We start from the raw sequence: 25,748 nt of genomic DNA on the forward strand, positions 1-25,748 counted from the left end.
ACCGGCTCACCGGGAAGCGTTCCAGCGGACCACGTCGTCGGAGTAGCGGTGCAGCAGGCCCGCGAGGGTCGCGACGTCGTCGGGCTGCCACCGGGACAGCGCCTCGGTGATCGACGCGACCCGGCCGGTGTGCGCCGCGTGCAGGCGGGTCCTCCCGTCGGGCGTGAGGGTGATGAGCTGCCCGCGGGAGTCCTCGGGGTCGACGTCGCGTGCGACGAGGCCGAGATCGAAGAGGCGGCTGAGCTGACGCGAGATCGTCGCCCGCCCGACGCCGAAGTGTGCCGCGAGCTCGGACCCGCGGATCCCGGGCTGGTCCGCGATGTGGGCGAGTAGCGGGTAGGCGCTGGCATCGAGGTCGGGATGGATCCGGCGTGCCATCGCGCCGGCGACGGCGCCGGCGCGGCGCAGCAGCGTCCGCAGCTCGCGTTCCAGCTCGACGTACGCGTCGTCCGGGGCGGGGGAGTCTGCGGCGTCTGCGGCGGGCGTCTCGGGGGGCACAGGCCCCATTCTGACGTGAAGGACCTCTCGGGGCCACCATCCGGGGCAGAATCCACCCGTCGGGCACGCTGCCGGACGGTGTCGCCGCGTGCCGGCACAGGTCCGGACGCACCGCGGGGCGGGTCCGGGCGGATGCCGGACCCGCCCCGCGGGCTGGTGGACGAGGGTCAGCGCGCCGGTCGGTCCTGCACCGGCTCGTCGTCGACGACCCCACCCATCGCGTAGGCGTCCGCGAGGGTCGACTCCGTCTCCTCGCGCAGCGTGATGCGGCCCTCGGACTCGTCGACCGGTGCGTCGTCCGGGATGCCGTCGGTCGCGGCCTCCCGCTCGAGACGCTCCTGGAGGCCGGTCTTGGTGCCGAGGGGGATCTCCTTGAGGAAGGACACCGCGACGAGCGCGACGAGCGCCAGCGGCACCGCCACGAGGAAGATCTCTGCGATCCCGTCGCCGTAGGACTTCTCGACCAGGTCGCGGATCGGGCCCGGCAGGGTCGACACGTCGGGGACAGCGCTCGCGCCGCCCATCGACTCGGCCGGGACGCCCAGCCTGGTGAGCCCGGACTGGATCGACGTCGAGACGGAGCTGGCCAGCACGGCACCCAGCACCGACACGCCGATGGCGCCACCGAGCGTGCGGAAGAACGCGACCGTCGAGGTGCCCGACCCCATCTCGGACACGTCCAGCGTGTTCTGCACCGCGAGGACGAGGTTCTGCATGAGCATGCCCATCGAGCTGCCGAGGCCGAACAGGAACAGGCTGATGAGGACGAAGCTCGTGTGGTAGTCGATCGTCGACAGGGCGAACAGCGAGACCGTGAGCAGCACGGCCCCGGAGACCATGATCGCCTTGTAGCGACCGAACCGCGTGATGAGCTGGCCGAACAGCATCGAGGCGACGAACGTCCCGATGATCATGGGGATCGTGAGGAGACCGGACTCGGTGGGGGTCTTGCCCCGTGCGACCTGCATGTACTGGCTCAGGAACACGGCGGTGCCGAACATCGCGACGCCCACCGCGACGCTCGCGACGACCGCGAGGACGAAGGTGCGGTTCTTGAACAGGCCCAGCGGGATGATCGGCTCGGGAGTGACCCGCTCGACCAGCACGGCCGCGACGAGCGCGGCGAGGGCGCCACCGACCATGACGAAGGTCTGCCAGGAGAGCCACTCGAAGTTGTTCCCGGCGAACGTCACCCAGAGCAGGAGGGTCGCCACGCCGGCGCTGATGAGGCCCGCGCCCCAGTAGTCGATCTTCACGACGCGGCGCGCGACCTTGGGCAGGTGCAGCGTGCGCTGCAGGACGACGATCGCGGCGAGCGCGAAGGGCAGGCCGACGAAGAAGTTCAGCCGCCAGCTCACCGTGTCGGTGAGCACGCCGCCGAGCAGCGGCCCGCCGATCTGGCTGACCGCCATGATCCCGCCCATGAGGCCCATGAACTTGCCGCGCTCGCGCGGGGAGATGATGTCGGCGACGAGCACGGTCGCCAGGGCCATCAGACCACCGGCGCCGAGGCCCTGGAAGGCACGGAAGGTGATGAGGGTGCCGACGTTCTGGGAGAGGCCGGCGAGTGCCGAGGACACGACGGCGACCACGAGCGCGATCTGGATGAGGACCTTGCGGTTGGTCAGGTCGGCGAGCTTGCCCCAGATCGGGGTGGAGATCGTCATGGCGAGCAGCGTCGCGGTGACGACCCAGGTGTACGACGACTGGGACCCGTCCAGGTCGCTGATGATCTTGGGGAGCGAGCTCGAGACGATGGAGCTCGCGAGGATCGCCACGAACATGCCGAGCAGGATCCCCGAGAGGGACTCCAGGGTCTCGCGGCGGGTCATGGCGGGTGCGGGGGCCGTGGCCCGGTCCGGTCCGGTCGGCTGGGCCGCGCCGGCGGTCTGCGCTGATGCGGTGCTGGTCATGCGGTGTGGTGCTCCTTCGAGGTCGCCGGGTCGGCGGGGGCGAGAGGTGTGGTGGGCGTGGTGAGGCCGTCGGCGACGGCCGCGGTGACTCGCGTCACCTGCTGCGTGGCCTCGTCGATCTCGTCGTCGGTCCAGCTCGCGAACAGCTCGGAGCTGATGCGGTGGACGATCTCGTCGGACCGTCGCATGACATGGCGGCCGGCCTCGGTGAGCTCGACGGTGCGCGCGCGCCGGTCGTCGTCGTCCACCGTGCGGCGGGCCAGGCCGTCGTCGACCAGGTGGCTGACCTGACGGCTCGCGACCGACAGGTCGACGCGCAGCATCGCGGCGATGTCGCTCACCTGGACGGACCCGCAGCGGTCGAGCATGCGGAGCATGCCGAGCGCGGCGCGGGGAAGGTCGAGGTCGCGGGCGATGCGGGCCGCGCTCTCGCGCTGGACGCGCGCGAGGTCGTCGAGAGCGCTGATCAGTGCGGAGACGGACGGGCTCGTCGTGCGGGCGAGCGAGGTCTCGCTCGCGACGAGGGGGGTGACGGACACGGGAACTCCTTGGTTGCTGAAGGCAAGCGTACGCCTATCAATTGCTTGCAGCAACCATGTGGAGGTGATCTACGTCATCGTGGGCAGCGCCGCCCGTCCCGTCACCCGGCAGACGGACGGACGGGCTGGTTGCCCATGTCCTCGAGCTCGACGCCCTTCGTCTCGGGGACCTTCCCGAGGACGAAGAAGAACGAGAGCGCCGCGAAGACGGCGAACATCAGGTACGGGACGGAGGCGCCGAACGTGTCGAGCAGCGGGGGGAAGCTGATCGTGATCGCGAAGTTGGCGAGCCACTGCGCCATCGCGGCCACGCCGAGCGCTGCGGCGCGGATCCGGTTGGGGAACATCTCACCGAGCAGCACCCAGACGAGCGGCCCCCACGTCGCGCCGAAGAACACGACGAACAGGTTCGCCGCCACGAGCGCGATCGGCCCCCACGCGCCGGGCAGCGTGATGTCGTCGCCGCTCCCGCTCGACTGGGTGAACGCGAGGGACATGATCCCGAGGGTGATCGTCATCCCCACGGAGCCGATGAGCAGCAGCGGGCGGCGCCCGACCTTGTCGACCAGGGCGATCGCGATGAACGTGACCGCGACGTTGGTCACGGCGGTGATCGTGGAGAACAGGAACGACTGGCTCTCGTCGAAGCCGACGGACTGCCACAGGCTCGTCGAGTAGTAGAAGATCGCGTTGATCCCGACGAACTGCTGGAACACCGAGAGCAGGATGCCGACCCAGACGATCGGCTTGAGCCCGAACCGCGGTCCCTTGAGCGTGCCCTCCTCGGCGTTCTTCTCGTCGATGGCGATGGACCGGTGGATCTCGCGGACACGCTCCTCGACGTCCTCGTCCGGGCCGAGCACCGACGACAGGACCGCGCGCGCGTCGTCGTCCTGGTTCTTGGCGACGAGATAGCGCGGCGACTCGGGGATCCGCAGCGCCAGGATCGAGTACACGGCTGCAGGGACGACGGCCACGAGGAACATCCACCGCCAGGCCTCCCAGCCGAACCACAGCTCGTTGGCCGCGCCACCGGCGGCCTCGGCGAGCAGCTGGTCGGACAGGAGCGCGGCGAAGATACCGACCGTGATCGCGAGCTGCTGCAGCGAGCCCAGTCGCCCGCGCAGGGCGGCGGGCGCGATCTCCGCGATGTATGCGGGAGCGATCACCGAGGCGATGCCGATGCCGACGCCGGCCATGAAGCGCCAGATCGACAGGTCGATCGCGGACCACGCGATCGCGGACAGGATCGAGGAGACGAAGAAGAGCACGCCTCCGAACACCATCACGCGCGTGCGGCCCCAGCGGTCGGCGAGCTTGCCCCCGGACCAGGCCCCGAGCGCGCAACCCAGCAGCGCGACGGCGACGACGAGACCGGTCACGCCCGAGCTCAGGTCGAACTGGCCCTCGATGGCCTCGACGGCCCCGTTGATGACGGAGCTGTCGAACCCGAAGAGGAACCCGCCGACCGCCGCGGCGACCGCGAGGGCTATCGCCTTGCGGTGCGCGCTGCGCGCGGTCACCGACCGTCCTGCGTCGTTGCTGGTCATGGTTCCTCCGGTCCGTCACGTGGGGGTCGTGGTCACCCGTTTCGCCACTGTAGGACGGTGCGTCCGGCGCTGCCCGACGAATGGGGGCCGCAGGCCCGTGCCCACCGCGACGGGTGCAGACTGGGTCGATGCCCGACGCCGCACCTCCGCCCCACGGCCGACCCGACCCGGGGAGGTCCGACCGGACGGCGCCACCGCGCCGCCCGGCCATGCTCGACCCGCACGACGCGGACGAGCTGCCCGGAGAGCTCGACCCCGCGCTGCGCGACGAGGTCGCGCACACCACGGCGCACGCGATCGTCCACCGGGCACGTGCCACCGAGGATCCCGAGGTCGTCGGACGGCTCGTGCGCCTGGTCGAGAGCGAGGGCCTCGACGTCGTCGCGGCCCTGTGGTCCGACGCGGCGCCCGCGACCCTCCCCGGCGCGCTGTGGCGGCTCTACGTGCTGCGCGAGTGGGTGCGACGCGACCCGCAGACCGTGACGCTGCGCTACCGGCTCGGCGTGGACGCCGCGCCCGTGCACGAGGCGATCGCCGGTGTCGTGCGACCGCCCGAGCCGGCCGACCTGCGCGCGCTGGCGGACTCCGTGCTGTCCGGGGTCTTCGCGGGCGACCTCGCGGTCGCCCTGGAGCGTGCGGCGTCGTTCTGCCGCATCCTGGCGACCGGCGCGGCGTTCGACGCGGACTCGCGCGAGGTCGCCGACCCCGACGGCGCGCTGCGGATGACCCGCGGGGCGTCGTCGTTGCTGCGCACGGCGGAGGAGCTCGAGCACGCCGCGGTGCTGTGGCGCACGGACCGGCTGGACTGAGCGCCGCCGGTCTCGCCGAGCGCGAACAGGCCACGTCCGGGCGGCGCCACGCGGGCTCGGGCACGTAGCATGGGTGACGACGCCGGGCCGCGGTAGCCCCGGGCTCCACTTCCAGCCGCTACGAGCGGCCACGCGCCGAGAGGCGCTCCCGGCCCGGCGTCACCACCCCGTACGAGACGCACAGCGACGGCACAGCGGCCGATGCCGGAGCAGGGGCATCGGTCCGCTACATTTGACGAGAGTTCGTCGCGCGTTCAACCAGAGGGTGTCGACGGGCCGCCGCCCGAGACTCATCGAGACCGACCAGCGATTCGCGATGACACCGTTCCCGCCCCACCTCCGGAGCCTCCCGTGCGCCTGCGCATGACCCCGCGCGACACATCCTTCTTCGATCTCCTCGCCGCCCTGGCCCAGCACCTCGTCACCGGTTCGTCGCTCCTGGCGGAGCTGCTCGGAGCCGACCGACCGGCCCGCAAGGCGCTCGCCAAGCAGCTCAGCGAGGCGGAGCACCTGGCGGACGACGCGACGCACACGATCATGCGCCGCCTCAACCAGACGTTCGTCACGCCGTTCGACCGCGACGACATCTACGCGCTCGCGTCCGCGCTCGACGACTGCATGGACTTCATGGAGGAGGCGGCGGACCTCATCGTCCTGTACAAGGTCGAGGAGCTGCCCGCCCGTGTGTCCGAGCAGGTGCAGGTGCTGCAGCGCGCGTCCGAGCTCACCGCGGAGGCCATGCCGCGCCTGCGCTCGATGGACGACCTCCCCGAGTACTGGGTCGAGGTGAACCGCCTCGAGAACCAGGCGGACAAGCTGCACCGCAAGCTCCTCGCCGAGCTGTTCGACAACGTCGCCGACCCGATCCTCCTCATGAAGCTCAAGGAGATCATCGAGATCCTCGAGGAGGCGGCCGACGCCTTCGAGAAGGTCGCGAACACGGTCGAGACGATCGCGCTCAAGGAGTCCTGAGCGTCGTGGAAGCAGTGCTCGTCGTCGTCGTCGTGGCGTTCGCGCTCGGGTTCGACTACACCAACGGGTTCCACGACGCCGCCAACGCGATCGCGACGTCGGTCTCGACCCGTGCCCTCACCCCGCGCGCCGCGCTCATCATGGCCGCGGTGTTCAACCTCATCGGGGCGCTGCTCGGGACTGCGGTCGCGCAGACGATCGCGGAGGACATCGTCGCCATCAACGACGTGCCGCCGCACCAGGGGCTCGTCATCGTGCTGTGCGGACTCATCGGCGCGATCACCTGGAACCTCATCACCTGGTGGCTCGGGCTGCCGTCGTCCTCGACGCACGCCATCATCGGCGGGCTCGCGGGCGTCGGGATCGCGTCCGGCATCACCGTGCACTGGGACGCGATCTGGGACAAGGTCGTGCTGCCCATGGTCTTCTCGCCGCTCATCGGGTTCGGGCTCGCGTTCCTCCTCATGGTCGGTGTGCTGTGGCTGTTCCGGAACGCGGCCCCGGCCAAGACGTTCCGTCGGTTCCGGATCGCGCAGACGGCGTCGGCAGCGGCGATGGCGCTGGGGCACGGCCTCCAGGACGCGCAGAAGACGATGGGTGTGATCGTCCTCGCGCTCGTCGCCGGCGGCTTCCAGGACACGAACGACATCCCCCTGTGGGTCAAGCTCTCTGCGGCCGGCGCGATCTCCCTCGGTACCTATGCGGGCGGGTGGCGCATCATGCGTACCCTCGGGCGCAAGATCATCGAGCTCGACCCCGCGCGCGGGTTCGTCGCCGAGTCCGTGGCCGCGCTGGTGCTCTACGCCAACGCGTTCATCCTCCACGCGCCCGTCTCCACCACGCACACGATCACCTCGGCGATCATGGGCGTCGGTGCGACCAAGCGGCTCTCCGCGGTGCGCTGGGGCGTGGCCAAGAACATCGGCATCGCCTGGGTCCTGACCATCCCCATGGCGGCGCTGGTCGCCGCCATCATGTACTGGATCCTCGGGCCGATCCTCGTCTGACGGATCAGTGCAGCGGCGGTGCGATCTTCTCCGCGGCGACCACGCGCGGGCCCTTCGAGGTCCGGGCCACGTGCGCGACGATCACCTCGCCCGGTTCGAGGAACGGGTCCCGGGTGGGGAGCGCGTTCGCGACCGGACGCCGAGAGTGCTGTCCCAGCACGTCCAGCACGGTCGGCAGCACGGGGCGGTGCGTGCACAGCACCGACGACCCGTCCACGTCCAGCAGCTCGCGCACGGTGCGCGCCACGCGCGCGGGCGAGCGCTCGTGCTGCACCTCCGTGAGGTGGTCGCTGCTCACGGTCGCGAGGCCCGAGGCGCTCGCGTACGGCGCGATCGTCTGCGCGCACCGGTCCCAGCGGCTCGTCACGACGGTACCCACGCCGTACGCCGCGAGGACCGGCACCAGGGCTGCGGACTGGGCGTGCCCGGACGGGGTCAGCGGTCGGTCGTGCTCGTCGCCGTACCAGGCGCCACGCGCCACCGCCTTGCCGTGCCGGGCGATGACGACGACGTGCGTCGCGAGCCGGTCCTCGTCCCGGGCGCGCACGAGCGCGTCGAGCGGGGTCCGGTCGGCGTCGCGCGTGAGCCGCGTGGCCGCGTCCTGCGCGGACAGCCACACGCCGGCGTCGATCTCGTGCGGCGACACCGGTGGGACGGGTGCACGCGCGGCGAGGGCGCCCGCGTCCCGCGTGCGCGACGCCCGCTGGGCGGCCCAGTAGTGCACGCGCTTCACGCGTCCCTCGCCCGTGAGGTACTGCAGACCGGGGAGCGGGATCCCGAGCACGATCGGCTTGCCGGTCTCCTCGGCGACCTCGCGCGCCGCGGCCGCCTGGAAGGTCTCTCCCTCCTCGAGCTTGCCCTTCGGCCACGACCAGTCGTCGTAGCGCGGGCGGTGGACGAGGCGGACCTGCAGCTCGCCGTGCCGCTCGCGCCACACGAGCGATCCCGCGGACTCGATGACGGGCGCGTGCTCGACGTGCGTCGGGCCGAGCGCAGGCACGAGCGGGACACCGCTGTGCAGCGCCGACGGAGGTACTCCCACCGGGTCTACCGCCCGCCCGGTCGGCGGCGGTGGCGACGGACGAGCTCCGCCTGCAGGTCGCGGAGCGCGCCGCCGTCGGGCGCGGACCCGGGACGCTGCCACGCGCCGTCGGGCCCGAGGTGCCAGGCCGAGGTCCCGTCCGACATGGAGCTGTCCAGGAGATCGATGAGGTCGGTCGCGTGCTCGGTGTCGGCGATGCGCACGAGGGCCTCGACGCGGCGGTCGAGGTTGCGGTGCATGAGGTCGGCAGAGCCGATGAACACCTCGGGCCCGGACTCTGGTCCTTCGCCGATCGCGGGCCCGGCGCTGTTCGCGAACGCGTAGATGCGCGAGTGCTCGAGGAAGCGGCCCAGGATCGAGCGGACCCGGATGTTCTCGCTCAGCCCGGGGACGCCGGGGCGCACGGCGCAGATGCCGCGCACCACGAGGTCGACCTGCGCCCCGGCCTGCGACGCCCGGTAGAGGGCGTCGATCGTGGTCTCGTCCACCACCGAGTTCACCTTGATCTTGACCCAGGCATCGTGGCCCGCGCGGGCCGCCGCGGCCTCGCGCTCGATCCGCTCCACGAGCCCGGTCCGCGCGGTCCGCGGCGCGACGAGGAGACGGTGGAAGCGGGACTGCGGCGCGTAGCCCGAGAGCTGGTTGAACAGCCTGGTCAGGTCCTGCCCGACGTCCGTGTCGCACGTGAGCAGACCGTGGTCCGTGTACTGGCGGGCCGTCTTCGGGTGGTAGTTCCCCGTGCCGACGTGGCAGTACCGACGCAGCCCGTCGGACTCCTGACGCACGACGAGCGACAGCTTGCAGTGCGTCTTGAGGCCGACGATCCCGTACACCACGTGCACGCCCGCGTGCTCGAGCTTGCGCGCCCACGTGATGTTCGCCTGCTCGTCGAACCGCGCCTTGATCTCGACGAGCGCGAGCACCTGCTTGCCCGCGTCGGCGGCGTCGATGAGCGCGTCCACGATCGGGGAGTCGCCCGACGTGCGGTACAGCGTCTGCTTGATGGCCAGCACCGCCGGGTCGGCCGCCGCCTGCTCGATGAACGTCTGCACCGACGTCGAGAACGAGTCGTACGGGTGGTGGAGCAGGATGTCGCGCTCGCGGATCGCGGCGAACAGGTCGGACGGCGAGGAGCTCTCCACCTCGGCGAGCTGGCGGGGCGTCGTGGGGACGAACGGCGGGAAGTGCAGGTCCGACCGCTCGAGGTCCGCCAGGAGATTGAGCCCGGTGAGGTCCAGCGGCTCCGGCAGCTCGTAGACCTCCTGCTCCACCACGTCCAGCTCGCGGATCAGCAGCGCGCGGATGCGCGGGCTGATCCCGTGCGTGAGCTCGAGCCGGACCGGCGGGCCGAACCGTCGCCGCAGCAGCTCCTTCTCCATGGCCTGCAGGAGGTTCTCCGCGTCGTCCTCCTCGACCTCGACGTCCTCGTTGCGGGTCACGCGGAACGTGTGGTGCTCGCGCACCTCCATGCCCGGGAACAGGTGGTCGAGGTGGTGCGCGATGACCTCCTCGAGCGGGACGAACGACGTCGGCCCGCGGTCGGGGGCGGCCGTCTGCGAGGTCGGTGCGGACGGCCGTCCGCGTGCGTCCACGGCGATGAAGCGCGGCAGCAGCGGCGGCACCTTGACGCGCGCGAAGTGCTCCTTGCCCGTCGTCGGGTTCACCACCACGACGGCGAGGTTGAGCGAGAGCCCCGAGATGTACGGGAAGGGATGCGCCGGGTCGACCGCGAGCGGGGTCAGGACCGGGAAGATCTGCTTGCGGAAGTACTTGTGGAGACGTTCCTGCTCACGGGTCTCGAGCTCGTCCCAGTGCACGAGCGTGATGCCCTCGCCCGCGAGCGCGGGCTGCACGTCGTCGGTGAAGACCTGGCCGTGACGGGCCATCAGGTCGTGGGCGCGCTCGCTGATGGCGTCCAGCACCTGCCGGGGAGACAGCCCCGACGCGGCCGTGACCGCGATCCCCGTCGCCATGCGTCGCTTCAGCCCGGCCACCCGGACCATGAAGAACTCGTCCAGGTTCGAGGCGAAGATCGCGAGGAAGCGCAGCCGCTCCAGGAGCGGCTGCGAGGGGTCCTCCGCGAGCTCGAGCACCCGCTGGTTGAACGCGAGCCAGCTCAGCTCGCGGTCTGCGAACCGGTCGTCGGGGAGGTGGACGGACCCGTCGCCGTCGGCGCCGACGGCGACACCGTCCGGCTCCTCCGCGATGTGCTCGGCGATGTGCGCCGCGAGCTCCTTGTCGAGTGCTCGCTTGGTGGAGGTCTCCGTCATAGGTTCATGGTGGCACCTGTTGGTGAACGGCGCGTGACGCCGGTCACCCGGCATCCCGCGGGCCGTGCGCGGGCGCGTACTGCACGTGGGTCTCGCGCCGGAAGAACCCGGCGCGCTCGTACGTCCGCAGTGCGGGCACGTTGTCACCGTCGACGTAGAGCACGGCGACCTCCACCCCGACCCGTGCGAGGTGCGCGAGCCCGACGTCGGTCAGCAGCCGTCCCAGCCCCTCGCCCTGGGCGTCGGGGACCACGCCGACGACGTAGATCTCGCCCTCGCGCGGACCGTCGCCCTGGTCCGTGGGCACCTTGGTCCAGACGAACCCGACGAGCTCGCCGGACGGCTCGCGCTCGAGCAGGAACAGCCCGGCCGGGTCGAACCAGTCCTCGCGCGTCCGCGCGTGCAGGTCGTCGACGGTCAGGCGACCCTGCTCGGGGTGGTGGGCGAACGCGAGCGCGTTGGCGCCGACCCAGGCCGCGTCGTCGGGCCCGGGGGAGAACGGCCGCACGCGCAGGCCCGGCGGGACGGTCGGGCCGGGGTGGCCCGACGCCGGTCCCAGCGGCCGGGCGAGCACGAGCAGCTCGCGCGCGACGACGAGACCGGACCGGGCGGCCAGGGACCGGGCCGCGGCCAGGTCCCCGTGCGCCCACACGTGCAGCGGGTGCGCCGGGACCCGGTCCTGGGCGCTCGCGAGCAGGTGGAAGCCGAGGCCGTGCCGCCGGTGCGCGGGGCGCACGACGAGCTCCGCGCTCGGGGGGGCGCCGCGCCGGTCCACCTGGGCGTACCCGGCGAGCTCGCCGGACCTCCAGGTGAACAGGTGGACGACGTCGTCGCCCGGGGCGCGCAGGTTCAGCAGGGGCTGCTCGGACAGGGGGGCGACGCCGTCGACGCGCTCGGCGTCGGCGGCGAGGTCGTGCACCTGGGCCACCTCGAGGTCGTCGACGAGCGGGCCGGGGTGCCAGAGGATCGCGGTCTCCACCCGACCCATCTTGCCGCTCCCCGGGACCGGGAGCAGCGTTCACACGTCCGGACCGTGCCGGTTACGCGGCCGAAACAGGGTCCGCCTACCGTTCTGAATGTTCCTCTGATCAACATTTCACGAGAACTGGCCCTGACCTGTGAGGAGGTGCCGTGCACCACGACACCACGCCGACGATGCCGACGATGCCGACGACGCCCATGATGCCGGCGACGCTGCCGGTCGGCGCCCCCGACGCGGCGGCGACGCTCGCCGGGGCGCACATCGCCGGACTGCGGGGCGTCCGGGCGCCCGACGGCACCGTGGTCGACCTCGACGTCGAGCGTGGACGGATCTCCGCGGCGACGCCGACCGGTGACCGCGCCGACGCGCCGGCGGGCCTGCTCCTCGACGCCCGCGGCTGGCGGGTGCTGCCCGCCGCGTGCGAGCCGCACGCGCACCTCGACAAGGCGCTCACCGCTGCGCGGATCCCTGCCGGGACGGGCGACGACCTCGTCGGTGCCGTCGCGCGCTGGCGCGAGCTCGCCGCCGGTATCGACGGGGCCGACGTCGCGCTGCGCGCCCGACGCGCCGTCGGACGCTACGTGGCCCGGGGCACCACGACGATCCGCACCCACGTCGACGTGCCCGTCGTCGGCGACCCGTTGCGCATGCTCGACGCGCTGCTCGACCTGCGGGACGAGCTCGCCGGGGCGGTCACCCTCCAGGTGTGCCTGCTCGGTGGCTCGCACACGAGCGACGCCGTCTACCTGGAGGCTGCCGCGCGCGGTGTCGACGTCCTCGGCGGCTGCCCGCACCTCGCTCCCGACCCCGCCCTCGAGATCTCCCGCGTCCTCGACCTCGCCGAGCGCACCGGCCTGCCCGTCGACCTGCACGCCGACGAGCAGACCGCCCTGCCGGACGCGGGGCTCCTCGACGTCGAGGACCTCGCGCAACAGGTGATCGCGCGTGGCCTGCAGCAGCGCGTCACCGCGAGCCACGCGGTGCGGCTCGGCTCGCTCCCGCCGGCGCGACTCGGGCCGGTCGTCGACCTCCTGGCCCGCGCGGGCCTCGGCGTCGTGACGCTGCCCATCACCAACCTCTACCTCCAGGGACGCGACTCGACGCACCTCGCGCCGCGCGGCCTGACGGCCGTCCGCGCGCTCCTCGACGCCGGCGTCCCGCTCGCCGCGGGCGCCGACAACGTGCGCGACCCCTTCAACCCCGCCGGGACGTGCGACCCGTTCGAGACGACGTCGCTGCTCATGACCGCGGCCCACCTGACGCAGCGCGAGGCGCTCGACGCCGTCACCGCGGGCGCGCGCACCGTGCTCGGCCTCGAGCCCGCCGGGCCCGCCGTGGGGGAGCGCGCCGACCTCGTCCTGGTCCCGGACGTCCCGCTCGGCGACGTCCTCGCCGGTGGCGAGCAGGCGCGCGTCGTCCTGACGGGCGGTCGGGTGGTCGCCGACACCCGCGTCGCCAGCGTCCTGGCGCTGGACCGGTCCGCCGTACCGACCACCACCGATCTGCCCGACCGCCCTGCCGCACCCGCGGCCCACCGACCCGACCAGCTCGTGAGGTGACATCGATGAGCACCACGACCACGCGACCGAAGTCCATGACCCGCACGCTCGTGCTCGACGACGTGACGAAGCAGTTCGCCACCGGCACCGTCGCGCTCGAGGACGTGAGCCTGTCCGTCGCCGCCGGCGAGTTCGTCACCGTCGTCGGTCCGTCCGGGTGCGGGAAGTCCACCCTCCTGCGTCTCGCGTCCGGCCTCGACGACGTCAGCGAGGGCAGCATCGAGGTCAACGCGCTCTCGACGTCCTACGTCTTCCAGGAGCCGACGCTCCTGGAGTGGCGCAGCGCGCTGCGCAACGTCGAGCTCGTCGGCGAGCTGCGCTCGGAGGGCAAGGCGGACCGGCGTCGTCGAGCGAAGGAGGCGCTGGACCTCGTCGGCCTCGCGGGGTTCGAGAAGCAGCACCCGCGCCAGCTCTCGGGCGGCATGCGCATGCGCGTCTCGATCGCCCGCGCGCTCGTGGCCGAGCCCGACCTCGCGCTGTTCGACGAACCGTTCGGCGCCCTCGACGAGATCACGCGCCTGCACCTGCAGACCGAGCTGCAGCGGCTCTTCGCGCTCAAGCAGTTCGCCGGCCTGTTCATCACGCACTCCGTCTCGGAGGCCGTCTACCTGTCCACGCGCGTCGTCGTGATGAGCGGTCGACCCGGCCGCGTCGTCGCCGACATCCCGGTGCCGTGGGCCTACCCCCGGCCGCCCGAGCTGCGCTTCGAGCCCGAGTTCGCGGCGCTGACCGGCGAGGTCTCCGCCGCGCTCGGGGAGCACTCGTGAGCGCGCCCGTGCGACCGTCCACCGCCCCCTCCGTCCCACCGCCCGGCTCGCAGGAGGTCTTCGTGCCTACGTCACTCGCGCTCCACCGGTCCGACGCCGCGCCCGCGGCGCAGCCCGCCTCGTCGGGCACCCGTCCCGCCGACCCGGCATCGAGCGGCGACCCGGCGCGCACGCCTCGCGCGGCCCGCGGCCGGGCGGCCGCGGTGCTCGCGAAGGTCGGGCCGATCCTCGCGGCCCTCGGCGGGATCGTCGCGATCTGGTACCTCGTCAGCTACGTCGTGCTCACGCCCGAGCGGCAGTTCCTGCTCCCGCCCGTGCACGAGGTGCTCGCCAACACCGTCGGCAACCCGAACGTCATGGGACCCATGCTGGAGGCGCTGTGGCAGACCGTCGGTGTCGCCCTGTCCGGTCTGGCCATCGCCGTGGTCCTCGGCATCGGCTACGCGGTCGTCATGGTGCAGTCGGGGTGGGCGGAGAAGATCCTCTACCCGTACGCCGTGATCCTGCAGACGATCCCGATCCTCGCGCTCACGCCGCTCATCGGGATCTGGATGGGGTACGGGTTCAGCGCGCGCATCGTGGTCTGCGTGATCATCGCGCTCTTCCCGATGATCTCGAACACGCTGTTCGGCCTGCAGTCGGCGAGCCCGGCGGCGCACGACCTCTTCACCCTCAACAAGGCGACGCGAGCGCAGCGGCTCTACAAGCTGCAGTTCCCGGCCGCCCTGCCGTCGATCTTCACGGGTCTGCGCAACGCCGCCGGCCTGAGCGTCATCGGCGCGATCGTCGGCGACTTCTTCTTCCAACAAGGCTCGCCCGGTATCGGAGGTCTCCTGCGGACCTACACGCTGCGGCTCAACATGGACGCGCTGTTCATGGCGATCATCCTCACCGCGATCTTCGGCGTCGTCGTCTTCTCCGTGTTCGCCGCGCTGGACCGCGCCGTCATCGGCCGCTGGTACGGCACCGGCGGTCGCTGACCGCCCTCCTCGCCACCTCTCGCCCTCTCTCGTCCCCGACCGGCCAGTCCCGTCTCTCCAGCCAGGAGCACACCATGACCCTCTCCCGACCCCGTCGCGCCCTCGCGACCTCGCTCGCCCTCGTCCCGCTCGTCGCCCTCGGTGCGTGCGCGAGCGAGGGGACCACCGACGCCGGCTCCGGCGGTGGCGATCTCGACGTCGCGGCGGCCGAGGCCGACGGTCCGCTCGACCTCTCCGGCGTGTGCCCGGCGACCGTCGTCATGCAGCAGGACTGGCAGCCCGAGTCCGAGCACGGCGCGATGTACTCGCTCGTGGGTGCGGACTACACGGTCGACACCGACACGAAGTCCGTCACCGGGTCGCTCGTCGCCCAGGGCGTCGACACCGGGGTCGACGTCGAGGTCCGCCCCGGCGGCCCGAACGTGAACTTCCAGCCGGTGCCGTCCCTGATGTACCTGGACGACTCGATCCTGCTCGGCGCGGTCACGACCGACGCCCAGATCACGGCGCTGGCCGACAACCCGGTCGTGACGGTCGCGTCCCAGCTGACCACGAGCCCGCAGATCGTCATGTGGGACCCGGAGAGCCACGACGGCGCCACCACCATCGAGGAGGCCGCCGCGGACGGGGACCCGCTCGTCTCCTCCGGCGACGTCTTCCCGCGCCTCCTGGAGTCCCAGGGGATCATCACCGAGTCCCAGATCGACCTGAGCTACGAGGGCACGCCGCAGCGGTTCGTGTCCGACCCGGCGATCATGCAGCAGGGCTTCGCGACGGCCGAGCCGTACATCTACGAGAACGAGATCCCGCAGTGGAGCAAGCCGGTCGGCTACCAGCTGCTCGCCGACGTCGGCTACTCCGTGTACCCGGAGGCCCTGACCGTGCGTGCGGACACGCTCGAGGAGAACGCGGACTGCCTCGCGAGGCTCGTCCCGATCATGCAGCAGTCGCAGATCGACTACCTCGCGGACCCCGACACCACGAACGAGCTGATCGTCGACCTCGTCGAGCAGTACCAGACGGGGTGGACCTACTCGACCGGCGTCGCCGACTTCTCGGTGCAGGCGCAGAAGGACCAGGGCCTCGTGACGGACGACCCGGCGTCGGGCGTGTTCGGGCAGATCGACCCCGAGCGCATGGGCGAGATCGTCGACACGTTCGGTCCGATCCTCGTCGACGCCGGCCAGATCACGTCGGCCGACATCGACCCGGAGAGCCTCTACACCAACGAGTTCATCGACGACTCGATCTCGATGGGCAGCTGAGGGAGCACACAGATGACCAGCACCACCAGCACGAAGCCCGCGGGGACCGTCGCCGAGCGCACCGCTCTCGCAGCGGCCCGGATCGCCGACCTGCTCGGCCCGGACCTCGTCTCGACCGACGCCGAGCTGTTGCTCAAAGCGTCCTCCGACTGGTCCCGGATGTCTCCCGTCCTCCAGGAGAAGGTCCCGGCCGGGCGGTACCTTCCCGACGCGGTCGTCCGGCCGCGCACGGGCGACGACGTCGCCCAGGTCCTCAAGGCGGCGTACGAGCACGACGTGCCCGTGACGCCGCGCGGCTCCGGGACGGGCAACTACGGACAGGCGACGCCGTTCGACGGCGGGCTCGTCCTCGACCTGCGCGGGCTGGACTCGATCCGTGTGAACGACTCGGGGACCGTGACCGCGGGAGCGGGGGCGAAGATCACCGCGATCGACGTCGCCGCCCGCGCGGCCGGGCGCGACATCTGGATCTACCCGTCCACCAAGGGCTCGACCATCGGCGGCTTCGTGGGCGGCGGGTCGGCAGGGACGGGGACGATCGAGCACGGCTCGACGTCCGACGGGTTCGTGCTGTCGCTGACGGTCGCGCCCATGGACGGCAGCGGCACGACCTTCACCGTCGCCGGCCCGGACGTCGCGCCGTACGTGCACGTGTACGGCGTGACGGGCGTCGTCGTCGAGCTCGAGATCGCCACCGATCCCGCCCGGGAGTGGGTCGCCGTCTACGCGGCGTTCGACGACTGGGACGCGATGACGGGCGTGCACCGCTCGCTGCTCGACCTGCCGGTCCTGCCCCGGCTCGCGTCGGCGGACCCGCCGGCCCTCGTGCCGAGCCTGCCCGCGTCGGTCCCGCTCGACCCGGCGAAGCACAGCCTGCGCGTCATCGCCGAGGCGTCGACGGTGAGCGAGGTCGAGGCGCGCGTCGTCGCGGGGGGCGGCGCCGTCGTCGCGAGCCTCGCGGACTACGCGGAGACGGACAAGCTCTCGTCGATGTCCTACAACCACCCGGTGTACTTCCTGCAGAAGGCGCACCCGGACCGCTCGTGGTTCCACATGGAGACGGGGGGCCTCGCGCACTGGGACGCCCCGGCGGCCGTCCAGGAGGCCTACGACGGGGACGTGCACCTGCACGTCGAGCTCATGGGGCACGCCCCGCTCGCCATGGTCGTGGCGGACTACGTCTGCGAGGACCAGGTGCTCGCCGGGATCCCGCGGCTCGAGGCGCTCGGGCTGGGCGTCCACTCGCCGCACCAGTGGTACGTCGACCGCAACGTCGAGCTCGCTCGCGAGACCGCGCGCACGACCGACCCGAAGGGCCTGCTCAACCCGGGCAAGCTCGTCGACGCACCGCCCGTGGACACGCGCCTGAACATCGGGGTGCGCTGATGGCCCCGCGCGTGCCCCGGTTCCTGGACATGACCTGGCAGGAGGTCGCGGCGCTCCCGGCGGGGACCGTCGCGGTCCTCCCGCTCGGGGCGGTCGAGCAGCACGGTCCGCACCTGCCCGTCTCGACGGACCTCGTCACCGCGAGCGAGACGGCGGCCGCGGCGGTCGAGACGGTGACGGCGTCGGGCGAGGCGTCGGTGGTGCTCCTCGAGGCCCTGGCGTACACGAAGTCGGACGAGCACGCCGGGTTCCCCGGCACCGTGTGGCTCTCGTGGGACACCCTCATGCGGGTCCTGGTCGACGTCGGCCGGTCCCTCGCGGCGTCCGGCATCGAGCGTCTCGTGCTCGTCAACGGCCACGGCGGCAACTCCGCGCTGGGCCAGGTGGCGAACCGCGAGCTGCGGCGCCGGTTCGGCCTGCGGACGTTCTTCGCCCACGTCTCGACGCCGCGCGACCAGGGTGGGGCTCCGGCATCGGGTGGCGAGCACGGCCTCGGCGTGCACGGGGGGCACGGCGAGACGTCCCTCATGCTGCACCTGCGGCCCGAGCTCGTGCACATGGAGCTCGCGGAGCGGCGCGTGCCCGAGGGCCTGCTCGCCTACGAGCAGATCGGGTTCGGCAAGCCCGTGTCGTTCGGGTGGCTGTCGAGCGACTTCGGGGCCGACGGGCACGTGGGCGACCCGACGACCGCCACGGCCGAGGCCGGCAAGGAGATGTTCGAGCACGCCGTCGAGCAGCTGGCCCGGACCCTGGTCGAGGCGGCCCGCTTCACGACGCCCGTCGACGGTGCCGCCGGTCTCGTCGCGCGGGACCGCACGTGAGCGGTGCCGTGGCCGCCACGAACGGGCCGACGCCGGCCCTGGTCGTGCGGGGCGCGCTCGCGGTCCGCACGGGGCCGGGGCCCGACGCGGCCGAGCCCGCGGGCGACGTCGTCGTGGGCGGCGACGGCCGGGTGCTGGAGGTCGGGCGGGACGCGTCCCCGGTCGTCCGGGCCGACGGCGACCGCGGAGCCTCCGTGCCCGAGCTGGACGCGACCGGGTGCGTGGTCACTCCCGGGCTCGTGAACGCCCACCACCACCTGCTCCAGACGGCGTTCCGCACGCTGCCCGGGACGCGCGGCGTCCCCATGCGCGAGTGGCTGCCGACGATGGCGGCGGCGTACGCGCGGGCGCACGTCGACGCCGAGCTCGTGGGCGCGGCCGCGCGCGCCGGTCTCGCGGAGGCGCTGCTCTGCGGTGTGACGACGGTCGCGGACCACCACCTCACCTGGCCGGCGCACGTGGACGTGGACGGATCGGTCGAGCTCGCACTGTCTGCCGCGGCGGCCGCCGACGAGCTGGGCGCGCGCCTGGTCCTCGTGCGCGGCACCGCGGGCGACGACGCCGAGCTCGCCGCCCTCAGCGCGGACGCGATCGCGGCCGCGCTCGTCGACGGGGGCTCCGGCGGGGTGCGAGCCGACGGTCGCGTGCAGGTAGCGGTGGGCCCGGCCGGCGTGCACAGCGACGGCGAGGCGACGTTCCGTCTGCTCGCCGAGGTCGCGGCGCACCGCGGGCTGCGGCGACGCACCCAGGCGAACGAGCAGGTCGACGTCGTGATCGCGCTCGAGCGCTACGGCCGCCGACCGATCGACCTGCTCGACGACTGGGGGTGGCTCACGCCGGACGTGACGCTCGCGCACCTGTGCGACGTCACGGACGACGAGATCGCTCGCGTCGCGGCGAGCGGCGTGAGCGCGACGCACGCGCCCGGGTGCGACGTGCCGATGGGCTGGGGCGTCGCGCCGGTCGCCCGGCTGCTCGCCGCCGGGGTGCGCGTGGGGCTCGGGACGAGCGGCGGCGGGTCGAACGACGCCGGGCACCTGCTCGCCGACGCACGGCTCGCGATGCAGGTGTCGGGCCTCGTCGGGCGCCAGCTCGCCGCGCGCGACGTGCTCGACGCCGCGACCGCCGGGTCCGCGGACGGTCTCGGCCGCCTGGAGCTCGGACGGCTGGAGACCGGGAGCGCGGGAGACCTGTGCGTGTGGGACGTGTCGGGGGTCGCCGACGCCGGTGTCGCGGACCCGGTCGCCGGGCTGCTGTGGGCGTCGCCCGGGCGTCGCCCGCGGCACGTCGTGGTCGGCGGGCGTGTCGTCGTGCGCGACGGGCGGCTGGTCACGGCGGACGAGCGTGGTCTCGCGCGCGTCCTCAGTCGACGGCTCGCACCAGCCGCTGCTTGACGGCGAGCAGCCGGTAGGGACCGCCGTCGGCGCTGGCCCACCGGTGGCGGGTCCCGCTGGGGTAGAACACGGAGTCGCCCGGCTCGAGCAGGTCCACCGTGCCGTCGAGGTCGAGCAGCACGCGTCCCTCGACGACGTACGCGAACTCGTCCTCGTCGTGCAGCCAGTACTCGCCGAGGTCCTGGGACGTGCCGGTGTACTCGAGCGGGTCGAACGGCCGGTCGCCGGCGGCGGCGAGAGCGCGGACGGTCCCGCCACCGGCGGACGCGGACGCCTCCTCGGTGCGCCGCAGCACGGGCGAGGCGCTCGCCGTGGTCGCCGTCGCCTCGGCGAGCAGGACCTGCTGGGTCGTCCCGAGCGTCGTGGCGACCCGGAACAGCGAGGACATGCTCAGGCGCGCGTGGCCGCGCTCGACCTGGCTGAGGAACGAGTGCGAGAGCCCGGTCGCGTCGGCGAGCTGGACGAGCGTGAGACCGTGCGCGTGCCGCAGCGTGCGGATCCGCTGGCCGAGGCGCGTGACGGAACGGTCGAGCGGGTCCGCCGCGCCGCCGTCGGCGGGGACGACCGCGCCGTCGGACACCGCGGGTGCGTCGTCGGTGGGGGCGACCATGGCTCGATCGTAGGGGAGCACGGGCGTTCGCCGCCCCCGTCCGCCACCTCCTGCGCTCCGGTACATGACGGCCCGGCGAGCCGTAACAGACTCCGTGCGTCGGCGTGACGCGCGCGAAACATCAGGGGCACACGATGGGGGCATGTTGATGACATCAACATCGCGCACCGCGACCGTCACCGACGGCTTCCGTGACGCGATGGCCGGGCTGGCGAGCGGGGTGTGCGTGGTGACGACGGCGGTCGGTGGCGAGCCCGCGGGACTCACGACCACCGCGGTCATGAGCGTGAGCCTCGACCCGCCGCTCCTCGCGGTCGGGGTCGGGCGGTCGAGCCGGACGCTCCCGACGCTGCGCGAGGCGCGCGCGTTCGTCGTGCACGTGCTGCAGCACGACCGCGAGTCGACGGCCGCGACCTTCGCGTCGAAGGCGGCCGACAAGTTCGCCGGGCTGGACGTGCGCACCGGGCGCCACGGGATCCCGGTCCTGGCCGACGACGCCAGGTACGCGCTCGAGTGCGACACCTGGCACGAGGTCGAGGCCGGTGACCACGTGCTCCTCCTGGGCCGCGTGGCCGAGGTCCACCGCGGGCTCCCGGATCACACGGATGGCGGCCGGGCCCTCGTCCACTTCGACCGCGCCTTCCACCGGGTCGGCCCCCTCGCGGTCGAGCCCGGTCAGACCGCGTGAGGCGCACCGGCGCCACCCGCAGCGCTCTCGCCGCCGACCCCGCGTTCGCCGTCGAGACCGCTCCCGCCGCGGGCGCTGCGCCCGTCGGGCTCGCCGGCACCGTCTCGAGCGACCTCGGCGACGGGCGCTACGAGGCCGCGCGCCGCGGCCTGGCCGTCTCGGGCGTCGTCCCCCCGGACCGTCCGGCCCGGGTCGTGCAGGTCTGCGACGCGGCCGGGGTCCTCGCCGCGCTGGACCACGCCAGTGCCGCAGGACTCGGCGTGACGATCCGCTCGGGCGGCCACAGCACGGCGTTCACCGCGCTGCGCGACGGCGCGCTCGCGCTCGACGTGTCGGGCCTCGACGACGTGTCGATCGACCACGCGACCGGGACGGCGATCGTCGGGCCGGGAACCACCTCGCTCGCGCTCGCGGAGGCGCTCGCCGGGACCGGTCTCGCCTTCCCCGTCGGGCACAGGGCGAGCGTCGGTCTGGGCGGGTTCCTGCTCGCGGGCGGCAACGGCTGGAACCAGGGTGCCTGGGGGAGCGCGTGCGAGTCCGTGCTCGGGGCGCAGGTGGTGCTGGCCGACGGCCGTCGCACGAGCCTCGACGCGCAGACCGACGCCGAGGCGTTCGCCGTCCTGCGGGGCGCCGGGCCCGCGTTCCCCGCGGTCGTGACCGCATTCCGGCTGCGCCTGTGGCCCGAGCCGACGGTCCGACGGCGCACGGCCCGGTTCCGGGTCGACGTCCGGACGGCGCTCTCCGACCTCGCCGCGGCCGGGAGGTGGGCCGACGCCTTCGCCGCCGACCTGGCCCCCGAGGTCGAGCTCACCCTCGTGCTCTCGCCCGGAGAGAGGGAGGAGCCACCGGTCGTGGTGGCGAGCGTGACCGCGTTCGGCCGCGACGGCGACCACGCCGAGGAGCTGCTGGCTCCGCTGGGCCGGTGCGGTCCGGTCGAGCAGACCACGCTCGCGCCCTCGACGACGTCGATCCCCGACCTCCTGCGGGTCGACACCACGCCGACCGGGACCGGGAGCGTCGCGCAGCAGACATGGACCCGCGCGGGCTACGCCGAGGTCCTGCCGAGGCTGGCGCGACCGCTCGCGGCCGCGCCGTCGCCGCTGTCCAGCGTGCTCGTGAGCTCCGCCTCGTACCGCCGTGCCGCTGCGCCCGCCACCGAGCCGCTGCACCGACCGCGCGGGACCCTGACCGTCGCCGCGTACTCGACGTGGGTGCCGGGGGTGGACGACGCCGCGAACCTCGCGTGGCCCACGGCCGTCGTCGAACCCCTCGCCGACGTCGTGACCGGCCACTACGTCGGCGAGCTCGACCTGCGTGCGACGCCCGAGCGGATCGGGCGCTGCTGGGAGCCCGGCGGCCTCGCGCGCGTCGCCGCCGTGCGCGCCCGGCTCGACCCCGCCGGCGGACTCGTCCCGCCGCCGGGGTGGCCGGCCGTCGTCGGGCCGCCCTGCTCAGCCGTCGAGACCGCACCGCACCACCAGGAACGGACCCCATGACCCGCACCGCACCTCTCGCCCTCACCGTCGTCGACGCCCTCGTGCTGCCCGGCGCGGACGACGGCCCGCCGTGGTACTTCGGCTGGCTGCAGGTCGGGACCGACGGGTGCATCCTCGCGACCGGCCCGGGCGAGCCGCCCGACGACGCCGCGACCGCGACCGTGCTCGACGCCGCGGGCGCGATCCTCGCCCCCGGTTTCGTGTCCGCGCACTCGCACCTGTTCACGTCGGGACTGCGCGGCATCGCGCCCGACGCGACGCTCTACCCGTGGGTGCGGTCGATGATGGAGCTGTTCCGCCACACCGACGCCGAGGACATGTACTGGTCGACCCTGCACGGGTCGATGGACTTCCTCGCCAACGGCGTGACGAGCGCCTACAACTTCATGCAGTCGGGCGTGACCTGGCTGTACGACCCGGCGACCGCGCGCAACGTCCTCGGCCGCGTCCACCCCGACGAGTACACGACCCGCCAGATGGACGGCACGGTCGACGCCGGCCTGCGGGCCGTGCACGCGATCCGGCTCGACGACGAGGCCGGGCCGGAGGACGAGGTGCTCTCACGGTTCGCGCGCATGGTCGACGCCGCGCGCGACCCCGGGCGTGCCGGGCGCGACCAGCACCTCGGCGTGTCCGTCATGGGTGCGGTGCAGTGGGCGAGCGGGCCGCGCACGGCCGAGCTCGAGGTCGCGGTGATGCGCGAGCACGGGATCACCGACCAGGCGCACTTCGTCGAGACCGCCGAGGGCCTCGACGTACAGCGCGAGAAGTTCGCCTGGTACGAGCGGGCGGGCGCGCTGGGGCCGGACCTGCTCCTCGGGCACTTCGTCCACCCGACGGACTCGATGGTCGCCGCCGTCTCGGACGCCGGCAGCCCCGTCGTGTGGCAGCCGACGTCGAACGGTCGGCTCGGCTCGGGGGTCGCGGACGTGGTCAGGTACCGCCGCGCAGGGATCCCGGTGGGGGTGGGTCTGGACGACCAGTCGTGCACCGACATCTCCGACCCGTGGGCGAACATGCGCCAGGGCCTGTACGCCCAGCGCGCGCTGCACCAGGATGCCGGCGTGCTCTCGCCGCGGGACATGCTGCGGCTGCACACGCTCGGCTCGGCCGAGGTGCTCGGCGTCGCCGACCGGGTGGGGAGCCTCGAGGTCGGCAAGCACGCGGACTTCGTGCTCGTCGACCACCGCTCGCCCAGCACCGGACCGGTGTGGGACGTGGTCGCGACGTACGTGCTCGCGTGCGGGCTGCGCAACCTGCAGGCGACGTACGTGGGCGGGCGATGCGTTGCGCGCGACGGGCGGGCGACGACCCCGCTCGCCGCCCGCGCCGACGCCGAGCTCGCCGAGCGGATCGAGCGGGCCGCCCACGCCGACGGGCGCAGTCTCGCCGTCACCGCGGACGAGCTCGTCTCCGTGGCGGCGCGACGCTCGCGCGACGCCCCCGTCAGTCCTCGGAGACCGTGACCGTCACGTCGATGTTCCCGCGCGTGGCGTGGGAGTAGGGGCAGACCTGGTGCGCGGCGTCGGCGAGCTCCTGCGCGACGTCGTGCTCGACGCCGGGCAGGACGACCTCGAGCAGCACCGCGAGCTCGAAGCCGCCGTCGCCGTTCGGGCCGATCTGCACGCGGGCACCGACCGAGGAGTCGTGCACCTCGACCTTGCGCGACCGCGCGACGCCCTGCAGGGCCGAGTGGAAGCACGCGGAGAAGCCGGCGGCGAACAACAGCTCGGGGTTCGCTGCCCCGCCGGCGCCGCCCATCTCGCGCGGGACGGCGAGGTCGAGGTCGAGCACGCCGTCGCTCGTGCTGACGTGGCCGTTGCGTGCGGCTCCGGTCGAGAGTGCCTCGGCGGTGTACAGGGGGTCCATGGAGGAGTCCTCTCGTCGGTCGGGGTCGTGCCCCGACGGGGTGCGCGTGGTCGCGCGCCTGGTGACCGGCCGACGCCGGGTGGCGAGGGTCGGGGTCCTGGGGGAGCGGGTATCAGTGCTCGCCACGTGTCGTGGCGGTGACTGTCCGCATGCCCTCGGTGAGCCCGTGCACCGTGTCCCGGAGCCTGCGGGCCTCGTCGAGGTCGAGTCCCATGCCCTCGTAGACACGACGCGGGACGTCGGCGAGCTCGCCGCGCAGCTGCGTGCCGCGGGCCGTGAGCGTGACCGCCACGACCCGCTCGTCCCCGGCCTCGCGTCGGCGCACGAGCAGGTCCGCGCCCTCCATGCGGCGCAGGAGGGGGGAGAGCGTCCCCGAGTCGAGCCCGAGGCAGTCGCCGAGCTCGCCGACGGTGCGGCGCTCGTGCACCCACAGGTCGACGAGGACGAGGTACTGCGGATAGGTCAGGTCCCACGGCGCGAGCAGCGTCCGGTAGGCCTGCGTCGTGGCGCGCGCGGCGGCGTACAGCGAGAAGCAGACCATGTCCTCGATGTCGCCCGCGGGTTCGTTCGTGCTCACCTAGCCACTATTGCGCACAATTCAGTTGTGCACAATATGAGGCCGCTCGTCACCGGAGACGTGTCGCCGGAGCGAGCGGTCAGGTGCTCGCGTCGGCGCGCCAGCGGCGCATACGGACCCCGATCGCCGCGACGTGCGCGCTCGCGGCCGAGCGCGCACCCGCGGCGTCGCCCGCCGCGACGGCGTCGACGATCCGGCGGTGCTCGACGACGGCTAGCCGGCGGTTGGCGGCGACCCCCCACATGCCCGACGTGTAGAGGTGGGCCTGCGCGTCGAGCCGGCGCAGCGCGTCGGTCAGCGGGAGGTTGCCCGAGAGCTCGCGGACCCGAGAGTGCAGCTCGACGTCGAGGCGTGCGTCGCGGCGGGGGTCGGCCGGCTCGTCCAGCACCGCGAGCTGCTGGTCGACGAGCGCGGACAGTCCTGCGACGTCGGGCGTCGAGGCCCGGCGTGCCGCCTCCTCGGCGGCGAGGCCGTCGAGCGCCTCGCGCACGGCGAGGACGTCCTGCACCGCGCGCTCGTCGAGCTGCAGCACGCGGGCGCCGGCGTGCGGGACGTGCACGGCGAGGCCCTCGTGGATGAGGCGCTGGACGGACTCGCGCACCGGGCTGCGGCTCACGTCGAGCCGCGCGGCGAGCGCCGGGACGCTCAGGGCGGCACCGGGCGGGAGGTCGCCGTCGAAGATCTGGTCGACGAGCGTGCGATAGACGGACTCGGCGAGGAGGGCACCGGACTCGGTGGTCATGCGGCACTGTAT

At 73.1% G+C, this 25,748-nt stretch carries 24 protein-coding genes; 13 read left to right on the forward strand and 11 right to left on the reverse strand.

The window, feature by feature from the left end; all coding sequences use genetic code 11:
• Positions 1-6: 6 nt before the first annotated feature.
• The 4 genes from IF651_RS07255 to IF651_RS07270 form a co-directional block, all read right to left on the reverse strand.
• Positions 7-498, reverse strand: coding sequence for a MarR family winged helix-turn-helix transcriptional regulator (locus IF651_RS07255; RefSeq protein WP_338403818.1), 492 nt, complete (start codon positions 496-498; stop codon positions 7-9).
• A 167-nt stretch (positions 499-665) separates the two neighbouring features.
• Complete coding sequence (locus IF651_RS07260; RefSeq protein WP_206715209.1) at positions 666-2,411, reverse strand: MFS transporter; 1,746 nt, start codon at positions 2,409-2,411, stop codon at positions 666-668.
• Positions 2,408-2,950, reverse strand: a complete 543-nt coding sequence (locus tag IF651_RS07265) for a MarR family winged helix-turn-helix transcriptional regulator (protein ID WP_338403819.1) — start codon at positions 2,948-2,950, stop codon at positions 2,408-2,410. Before IF651_RS07265 ends, IF651_RS07260 begins: the two co-directional genes overlap by 4 nt.
• A gap of 101 nt (positions 2,951-3,051) precedes the next feature.
• Complete coding sequence (locus tag IF651_RS07270; protein WP_191828422.1) at positions 3,052-4,500, reverse strand: sugar porter family MFS transporter; 1,449 nt, start codon at positions 4,498-4,500, stop codon at positions 3,052-3,054.
• 209 nt (positions 4,501-4,709) lie between these two features.
• On the opposite strand from IF651_RS07270, the gene IF651_RS07275 reads away from it, so the two are divergent.
• The 3 genes from IF651_RS07275 (at position 4,710) to IF651_RS07285 (ending at position 7,288) form a co-directional block, all read left to right on the forward strand.
• On the forward strand, positions 4,710-5,309 hold the full coding sequence (locus IF651_RS07275; protein ID WP_191828494.1) for a hypothetical protein: 600 nt from the start codon (positions 4,710-4,712) through the stop codon (positions 5,307-5,309).
• 351 nt (positions 5,310-5,660) lie between these two features.
• Positions 5,661-6,281, forward strand: coding sequence for a DUF47 family protein (locus tag IF651_RS07280; protein WP_191828423.1), 621 nt, complete (start codon positions 5,661-5,663; stop codon positions 6,279-6,281).
• A gap of 5 nt (positions 6,282-6,286) precedes the next feature.
• Positions 6,287-7,288 carry an inorganic phosphate transporter gene (locus IF651_RS07285; RefSeq protein WP_191828424.1) on the forward strand — a complete coding sequence of 334 codons (1,002 nt, stop codon included), beginning with the start codon at positions 6,287-6,289 and terminating at the stop codon, positions 7,286-7,288.
• Between the two features lie 4 nt (positions 7,289-7,292).
• Here IF651_RS07285 and IF651_RS07290 read toward each other — a convergent pair whose 3' ends face one another.
• Genes IF651_RS07290 through mshD form a run of 3 tightly spaced genes read right to left on the reverse strand, consistent with a single transcriptional unit; the run spans position 7,293 to position 11,588 of the window.
• Positions 7,293-8,330 (reverse strand): NUDIX hydrolase, encoded by a 1,038-nt coding sequence (locus IF651_RS07290; RefSeq protein ID WP_338403820.1) that lies wholly within the window; start codon positions 8,328-8,330, stop codon positions 7,293-7,295.
• 5 nt (positions 8,331-8,335) lie between these two features.
• A complete protein-coding gene (locus IF651_RS07295) occupies positions 8,336-10,600 on the reverse strand; it encodes an RNA degradosome polyphosphate kinase (protein WP_191828425.1) in 2,265 nt (754 codons plus the stop codon).
• Positions 10,601-10,643: 43 nt separating this feature from the next.
• A complete protein-coding gene (gene mshD / locus IF651_RS07300) occupies positions 10,644-11,588 on the reverse strand; it encodes a mycothiol synthase (RefSeq protein ID WP_191828426.1) in 945 nt (314 codons plus the stop codon).
• Between the two features lie 143 nt (positions 11,589-11,731).
• On the opposite strand from mshD, the gene IF651_RS07305 reads away from it, so the two are divergent.
• The 7 genes from IF651_RS07305 to IF651_RS07335 all read left to right on the forward strand — a co-directional run bounded on the left by IF651_RS07305 (position 11,732) and on the right by IF651_RS07335 (position 19,754).
• Positions 11,732-13,141: an amidohydrolase family protein gene (locus IF651_RS07305; RefSeq protein WP_338403822.1), complete on the forward strand. Its 1,410-nt coding sequence runs from the start codon at positions 11,732-11,734 to the stop codon at positions 13,139-13,141.
• Between the two features lie 5 nt (positions 13,142-13,146).
• Positions 13,147-13,908: an ABC transporter ATP-binding protein gene (locus IF651_RS07310; protein WP_191828427.1), complete on the forward strand. Its 762-nt coding sequence runs from the start codon at positions 13,147-13,149 to the stop codon at positions 13,906-13,908.
• 62 nt (positions 13,909-13,970) lie between these two features.
• Positions 13,971-14,888, forward strand: coding sequence for an ABC transporter permease subunit (locus tag IF651_RS18185; RefSeq protein ID WP_191828428.1), 918 nt, complete (start codon positions 13,971-13,973; stop codon positions 14,886-14,888).
• A gap of 74 nt (positions 14,889-14,962) precedes the next feature.
• Positions 14,963-16,153, forward strand: coding sequence for a substrate-binding domain-containing protein (locus IF651_RS07320; protein WP_191828429.1), 1,191 nt, complete (start codon positions 14,963-14,965; stop codon positions 16,151-16,153).
• 12 nt (positions 16,154-16,165) lie between these two features.
• The gene (locus tag IF651_RS07325) at positions 16,166-17,539 is read left to right on the forward strand and encodes an FAD-binding oxidoreductase (RefSeq protein ID WP_191828430.1); all 1,374 of its coding nucleotides are present in this window, start codon (positions 16,166-16,168) and stop codon (positions 17,537-17,539) included.
• Positions 17,539-18,360 (forward strand): creatininase family protein, encoded by an 822-nt coding sequence (locus tag IF651_RS07330; RefSeq protein ID WP_191828431.1) that lies wholly within the window; start codon positions 17,539-17,541, stop codon positions 18,358-18,360. Before IF651_RS07325 ends, IF651_RS07330 begins: the two co-directional genes overlap by 1 nt.
• Positions 18,361-18,368: 8 nt before the next feature.
• The gene (locus tag IF651_RS07335; protein ID WP_338403823.1) at positions 18,369-19,754 is read left to right on the forward strand and encodes an amidohydrolase family protein; all 1,386 of its coding nucleotides are present in this window, start codon (positions 18,369-18,371) and stop codon (positions 19,752-19,754) included.
• On the opposite strand, the gene IF651_RS07340 is transcribed toward IF651_RS07335, so the two are convergent.
• Entirely contained in the window at positions 19,723-20,364 is a 642-nt protein-coding gene (locus tag IF651_RS07340) for a helix-turn-helix domain-containing protein (protein ID WP_191828432.1), read from the reverse strand. The two genes, IF651_RS07335 and IF651_RS07340, sit on opposite strands and share 32 nt — an antisense overlap.
• A gap of 142 nt (positions 20,365-20,506) precedes the next feature.
• Here IF651_RS07340 and IF651_RS07345 point away from each other — a divergent pair, with 142 nt between their 5' ends.
• The 3 genes from IF651_RS07345 to IF651_RS07355 are packed head-to-tail and all read left to right on the forward strand — an operon-like array spanning position 20,507 to position 24,014.
• Positions 20,507-21,052 carry a flavin reductase family protein gene (locus IF651_RS07345; protein WP_191828433.1) on the forward strand — a complete coding sequence of 182 codons (546 nt, stop codon included), beginning with the start codon at positions 20,507-20,509 and terminating at the stop codon, positions 21,050-21,052.
• Positions 21,049-22,548 carry an FAD-binding protein gene (locus IF651_RS07350; protein ID WP_191828434.1) on the forward strand — a complete coding sequence of 500 codons (1,500 nt, stop codon included), beginning with the start codon at positions 21,049-21,051 and terminating at the stop codon, positions 22,546-22,548. Before IF651_RS07345 ends, IF651_RS07350 begins: the two co-directional genes overlap by 4 nt.
• Positions 22,545-24,014 (forward strand): amidohydrolase family protein, encoded by a 1,470-nt coding sequence (locus IF651_RS07355; RefSeq protein WP_191828435.1) that lies wholly within the window; start codon positions 22,545-22,547, stop codon positions 24,012-24,014. Before IF651_RS07350 ends, IF651_RS07355 begins: the two co-directional genes overlap by 4 nt.
• On the opposite strand, the gene IF651_RS07360 is transcribed toward IF651_RS07355, so the two are convergent.
• The 3 genes from IF651_RS07360 to IF651_RS07370 all read right to left on the reverse strand — a co-directional run bounded on the left by IF651_RS07360 (position 23,995) and on the right by IF651_RS07370 (position 25,736).
• Positions 23,995-24,417: an organic hydroperoxide resistance protein gene (locus IF651_RS07360; RefSeq protein ID WP_191828436.1), complete on the reverse strand. Its 423-nt coding sequence runs from the start codon at positions 24,415-24,417 to the stop codon at positions 23,995-23,997. The genes IF651_RS07355 and IF651_RS07360 overlap by 20 nt on opposite strands.
• A gap of 112 nt (positions 24,418-24,529) precedes the next feature.
• Positions 24,530-24,994: a MarR family winged helix-turn-helix transcriptional regulator gene (locus IF651_RS07365; protein WP_338403824.1), complete on the reverse strand. Its 465-nt coding sequence runs from the start codon at positions 24,992-24,994 to the stop codon at positions 24,530-24,532.
• Between the two features lie 79 nt (positions 24,995-25,073).
• On the reverse strand, positions 25,074-25,736 hold the full coding sequence (locus IF651_RS07370) for a GntR family transcriptional regulator (protein WP_191828437.1): 663 nt from the start codon (positions 25,734-25,736) through the stop codon (positions 25,074-25,076).
• Positions 25,737-25,748 lie beyond the last annotated feature (12 nt).

It is taken from the genome of Cellulosimicrobium arenosum, assembly GCF_014837295.1.
GTDB classification, from domain to species: Bacteria; Actinomycetota; Actinomycetes; order Actinomycetales; family Cellulomonadaceae; genus Cellulosimicrobium; species Cellulosimicrobium arenosum.

Excerpts from the sequence above, each read along its gene's own strand:
- IF651_RS07260 (WP_206715209.1), bottom strand. The coding sequence starts at position 2,411 with ATGACCAGCACCGCATCAGCGCAGACCGCCGGCGCGGCCCAGCCGACC.
- IF651_RS07270 (WP_191828422.1), bottom strand. The coding sequence starts at position 4,500 with ATGACCAGCAACGACGCAGGACGGTCGGTGACCGCGCGCAGCGCGCAC.
- IF651_RS07275 (WP_191828494.1), top strand. The coding sequence starts at position 4,710 with ATGCTCGACCCGCACGACGCGGACGAGCTGCCCGGAGAGCTCGACCCC.
- IF651_RS07295 (WP_191828425.1), bottom strand. The coding sequence starts at position 10,600 with ATGACGGAGACCTCCACCAAGCGAGCACTCGACAAGGAGCTCGCGGCG.
- mshD (WP_191828426.1), bottom strand. The coding sequence starts at position 11,588 with ATGGGTCGGGTGGAGACCGCGATCCTCTGGCACCCCGGCCCGCTCGTC.
- IF651_RS07310 (WP_191828427.1), top strand. The coding sequence starts at position 13,147 with ATGAGCACCACGACCACGCGACCGAAGTCCATGACCCGCACGCTCGTG.
- IF651_RS07320 (WP_191828429.1), top strand. The coding sequence starts at position 14,963 with ATGACCCTCTCCCGACCCCGTCGCGCCCTCGCGACCTCGCTCGCCCTC.
- IF651_RS07325 (WP_191828430.1), top strand. The coding sequence starts at position 16,166 with ATGACCAGCACCACCAGCACGAAGCCCGCGGGGACCGTCGCCGAGCGC.
- IF651_RS07330 (WP_191828431.1), top strand. The coding sequence starts at position 17,539 with ATGGCCCCGCGCGTGCCCCGGTTCCTGGACATGACCTGGCAGGAGGTC.
- IF651_RS07340 (WP_191828432.1), bottom strand. The coding sequence starts at position 20,364 with ATGGTCGCCCCCACCGACGACGCACCCGCGGTGTCCGACGGCGCGGTC.
- IF651_RS07345 (WP_191828433.1), top strand. The coding sequence starts at position 20,507 with ATGTTGATGACATCAACATCGCGCACCGCGACCGTCACCGACGGCTTC.
- IF651_RS07355 (WP_191828435.1), top strand. The coding sequence starts at position 22,545 with ATGACCCGCACCGCACCTCTCGCCCTCACCGTCGTCGACGCCCTCGTG.
- IF651_RS07360 (WP_191828436.1), bottom strand. The coding sequence starts at position 24,417 with ATGGACCCCCTGTACACCGCCGAGGCACTCTCGACCGGAGCCGCACGC.
- IF651_RS07370 (WP_191828437.1), bottom strand. The coding sequence starts at position 25,736 with ATGACCACCGAGTCCGGTGCCCTCCTCGCCGAGTCCGTCTATCGCACG.